Consider the following 4,194-nt stretch of genomic DNA (forward strand, 5'->3'; position numbering starts at 1 on the left):
GATTTGTTAGATTCTGATTCTCAAGATAGCTCGATGGAATTATTTGACCTTGGTTATGATGAGGAGAAGCTAATTGGTAAAGCTTTTTCATCCCAAAATCCAAACCCTAATCATGCAATTTGTAAATTTGTTGATTTTTACCGTCCTCAATTAGAGTTTAAATCTAGTTGTGAGGAGTTTTCTAGTTTTAATCTAGAAACATGGTAGGATGTCGCAATTTTCATGGTGCAGATAAAATAGTCTGCGGTATGCATCCTTATGGATGGGAACAAGATGATAATTGTCCCGATTGGCAATCAAATCAACGTCATAAACGGGTTTATTTTTCGTTTGAGCGTGAAGAAGTTATTTACCAGTTAAATCGTAGTATTCAGCCAAATAGAGCTAATTTACTTAAAAACGATGATGGGACTTTAACACTTTGGGATGATTATACCAATCGTAGATTTCAGTTTTCGTGGTCTGGTGTTCTACTTGATGATTCGGATAAGCTCGTAGAATTGGACGAACATGTTAGCTTACTTGATTACATTCAACATTTTTCAGTCCGGACTGTAATTGAATTTGATTATTCATTGAAAGTTGATGAATTTGCTAAACAATTACAGGGTATTGCTACTGTCAAGATTAGCGATGTTGGTATTAATATCAGGGTTAATTCTTGTCCGAAACTCAATGTACACATTGAGCGGCAGTACCGTTTTCGTTTTGATGGTGTTCCTTTATATCCTTACGAATCAATTGTGCCGCAATTACTCAAATATAATTACAATCTTGTGACTTTGGTTGAATGGCTGAAAGTTAATCAAGCTAGGGTGAGACAATGAATCAAGATTCTAAATATCAATTTATCGAAATACCAAGAATCGGGTTTCCTTATTTATCCCTTTGAAACCACTGCGAAATCTCGGAAATTTAGCTTTGTTACTACTTTTTTAGTAATAAGACTCTCTTGACTTCAGGATTGTCGGGATGATTTGTCTGATGCATTCAGTACGGGGAGGTATTTTCTCCCCACTACTGGGTGATATCTACAAATCACCCAATAATTATCTGGAGGAACTACAATGTTTGAATTTTTGTTTGATTGTTCGGCTTTTGAACTTTCTACTACCACTCAATTGCTCAACAATATCTTGTTTCCGGTTGCTTTGTTTCTGGTCATCTTTTGGTTGATGTGTGAGATTTTCTTAGTTGATGACAATTTACCAATCGTAGATGAAGAGTTTACCTCTGGTATTGTCAAAACTCAGATTGATGAAGATATTATCGATCCAGAAGATGAATCAAGCATTGAAAAATTGTTTTCTAATATGGCAGCAACAAGCGATGAGAAACAAAGCAAAACTGCACTGTTTGATATTGATAGAGAAGGTGAAAGCCTCAAAGCTTTGGGTGTGCGTCAACTGCGAGATTTCTGTAAAAATAGAAAAATCAAGGGTTACGCTGCTATTTATAACCAACGGGGAATAGATGGTTTAGTGGAGTTTTTGCTACAACAACAAATCTACGCTCGTAATATCGAGCAACAAGTTGAACACGTAGAAATATCGGCTTAGAGTAAGTGAAAAGCCCTGGCACTTTAATTGGGATATGCTGATAGTGTTGAGCGATACTGCCATTGCCAACACACTCACGTCCCAGTGAAGGTTTTACCAAGAGTGCGAAACTTGCGCGACGTGAGTCGTTCACATATAACAAAATGTAAATAAATATAGATAGGGTAAAATTACTAATTTAGGGACTTACCACTCCGACTCAAAGGGTCGTAAAGAATCATGCAATTTACTGGCACTTTACATAATTTACGAAATACCTATGTGGGATGAGGAATACTTCAACATGGAAATTCAAGCCTACATCTAAAATAGATGAAAAAAGGATTCGGCGATTTTCAATTTGCTTTAGTAATAAGAGATATTGATGGCAATAACATCAAAGATACTTCCGTATAGAAATTATAATTTACTTAGTTCGTAAGCAAAAAATGCGACTCAGATTTTGGCAGTGGTTGCTTAAAGCTGCAAGATAAAAATATACTGAAAGAAAATATCAAATTTCATTGAGGAGATAGCTCGGCATTTTTAGCAAAACGTGCATAATAAGCATTTTGAAAAAGATTCTTTTTACGAGTTATATTAGATAATTCACATCATTCTTAAATTAAGGATTCGGAGTATAAATTGAGATACTCAACTTATCTGTATAGGGATGCTATGAAGCGCCATGATGGTACATCTTGTATAAAGTAGGTCAAAAAGTTGGTAATATTCGTAATCCGTTTTGATTACCACATCATATCCAAAAAATGGGTTTACCTTTCCGCCAAATGCACTCTTGGGATTACTCCGGTCCTTATCACGGTTATGATGGTTTCGCAATCTTCGCTCGCGATATGGATTTAGCACTCAATAGCCCTACATGGTCATTGATTGGTACACCTTGGAAAAAAGCTAAAGTTGCTGCTAAAAAAGCAGCTTAATTAGAAAGGGAGTAAGGAGTAGGTAGTAGGGAAGAAGGTAAAAGTTAAAAGAAATAAGGAAAATAGACCTTTATCTTCTACCTTTCACTTTCTGTTCCTCCCCACTTCCACTCTCAACTCCCCCAAAAATAACCAACCCATTACCCTACACAGAAAGAGATAAAGAAATGCCACAAAATCCAGATAAAATTGTAGACCACTTAGAGCTATTTAAGCAGGAAGAATACACCAAACTCTTCAAAAACAAGCACGACCAATTTGAAGGGGCACATCCTGATGCAGAAATTGAACGTGTTTCCGAATGGACAAAATCTTGGGAATATCGGGAAAAGAACTTCGCTCGTGAAGCTTTAACCGTTAACCCTGCGAAAGGTTGTCAACCTGTAGGTGCTATGTTCGCGGCACTAGGAGTGGAAGCCACACTTCCCTTTGTCCAAGGTTCACAAGGTTGCGTAGCTTACTTCCGTACACACCTTAGCCGTCACTACAAAGAGCCTTGCTCGGCTGTTTCTTCTTCGATGACTGAAGATGCTGCTGTTTTCGGTGGTTTGAATAACATGATTGAAGGTTTAGAAGTTGCTTACAAACTTTACAAACCCAAAATGATTGCTGTTTGCACCACATGTATGGCAGAAGTTATCGGGGATGACTTAGGTGCATTCATCGGTAGTGCAAAAAATGCTGGTGCAGTTCCCCAAAATTTACCCGTTCCTTTTGCTCATACTCCTAGCTTTGTTGGTTCCCACACCACTGGCTATGACAACATGATGAAGGGTATTCTTCTCAACCTGACTGAAGGTAAGAAGGGTAAACCTAACGGTAAAATTAACATCATCTCTGGTTTTGATACCTATGTAGGTAATAACCGCGAAGTTAAGCGGATGCTGAATGTGATGGATGTTGCTCACACAATCGTTTCTGACACCAGCGATTACTTCGATTCACCTAATGATGGTGACTTCCAAATGTACCCAGGTGGTACTAAGATTGAAGATGTAGAAGATACAATCAATGCGAAAGCCACTGTTTGTTTGCAACGCTACACCACCCAGAAAACTCGTGAATACATCGAGAAGACTTGGAAGCAAGATACTAAAGTTCTCCGTCCTTTCGGTGTTAAGGGTACTGACGAATTCTTGATGGCGATTTCTGAAATTACTGGTAAATCTATTCCTACTGAGTTAGAAATCGAACGTGGTCGTTTGGTTGACGCGATGACTGACTCTTATGCATGGATTCACGGTAAGAAATTCGCTATCTACGGTGATCCCGATTTAATTTACAGTGTCACCAGCTTCTTGTTGGAAATGGGTGCTGAACCAGTTCACATTCTTTGTAACAACGGTGACCAAGAATTTAAGGCTGAAATGGAAACTATGCTAAAAGCTAGCCCATTTGGTCAAAATGCAACTGTCTGGATTCAAAAGGACTTGTGGCACTTCCGTAGTCTAATGTGCATGTTATCAAACCATTTTTTATGTAGTGATGGTAACGAATTGATGTGGGGATACCAAGAAAGAAATTGCCCCAAATCGTTGTAGGGGTGGGGTTTTCCCATCCTCATGAATGATGGTATTAGTAGATAGATACATAGTTAAAATATTTTATTTTATGAAAGTCCATATAAATTCGGGTGATTAAGATAAATTTGGGTAATTATACTGCAAACGGGTAAAATCTGGACTTCTGTCATACTGTAGCTTGCTACTTAC

The 4,194-nt window shown here is 37.9% G+C and carries 3 protein-coding genes and 2 pseudogenes; all 5 read left to right on the top strand.

The annotated features are described in order from the left end of the window. Positions 1 to 207: pseudogene (locus CK510_RS33695) on the top strand (hypothetical protein); the annotation flags it as partial. Then, on the top strand, positions 201 to 827 hold the full coding sequence (locus CK510_RS27045; RefSeq protein ID WP_245912458.1) for a hypothetical protein: 627 nt from the start codon (positions 201 to 203) through the stop codon (positions 825 to 827). The pseudogene CK510_RS33695 and the gene CK510_RS27045, both read left to right, overlap by 7 nt. Before the next feature lie 240 nt (positions 828 to 1,067). Continuing rightward, complete coding sequence (locus CK510_RS27050; protein WP_095724606.1) at positions 1,068 to 1,559, top strand: hypothetical protein; 492 nt, start codon at positions 1,068 to 1,070, stop codon at positions 1,557 to 1,559. A 743-nt stretch (positions 1,560 to 2,302) separates the two neighbouring features. Continuing rightward, positions 2,303 to 2,482: pseudogene (locus CK510_RS27055) on the top strand (nitrogenase molybdenum-iron protein alpha chain); the annotation flags it as partial. A 167-nt stretch (positions 2,483 to 2,649) separates the two neighbouring features. Next, the gene (gene nifK, locus CK510_RS27060; protein ID WP_281257092.1) at positions 2,650 to 4,023 is read left to right on the top strand and encodes a nitrogenase molybdenum-iron protein subunit beta; all 1,374 of its coding nucleotides are present in this window, start codon (positions 2,650 to 2,652) and stop codon (positions 4,021 to 4,023) included. Positions 4,024 to 4,194: the final 171 nt, after the last annotated feature.

The sequence above is a fragment of the Brunnivagina elsteri CCALA 953 genome (assembly GCF_002289455.1).
In the GTDB taxonomy this organism is placed as follows: domain Bacteria; phylum Cyanobacteriota; class Cyanobacteriia; order Cyanobacteriales; family Nostocaceae; genus Brunnivagina; species Brunnivagina elsteri.

Bases quoted from the DNA above. Each gene is read 5' to 3' on its own strand.
- CK510_RS27045 (WP_245912458.1), top strand. From the start codon at position 201: ATGGTAGGATGTCGCAATTTTCATGGTGCAGATAAAATAGTCTGCGGT.
- CK510_RS27050 (WP_095724606.1), top strand. From the start codon at position 1,068: ATGTTTGAATTTTTGTTTGATTGTTCGGCTTTTGAACTTTCTACTACC.
- nifK (WP_281257092.1), top strand. From the start codon at position 2,650: ATGCCACAAAATCCAGATAAAATTGTAGACCACTTAGAGCTATTTAAG.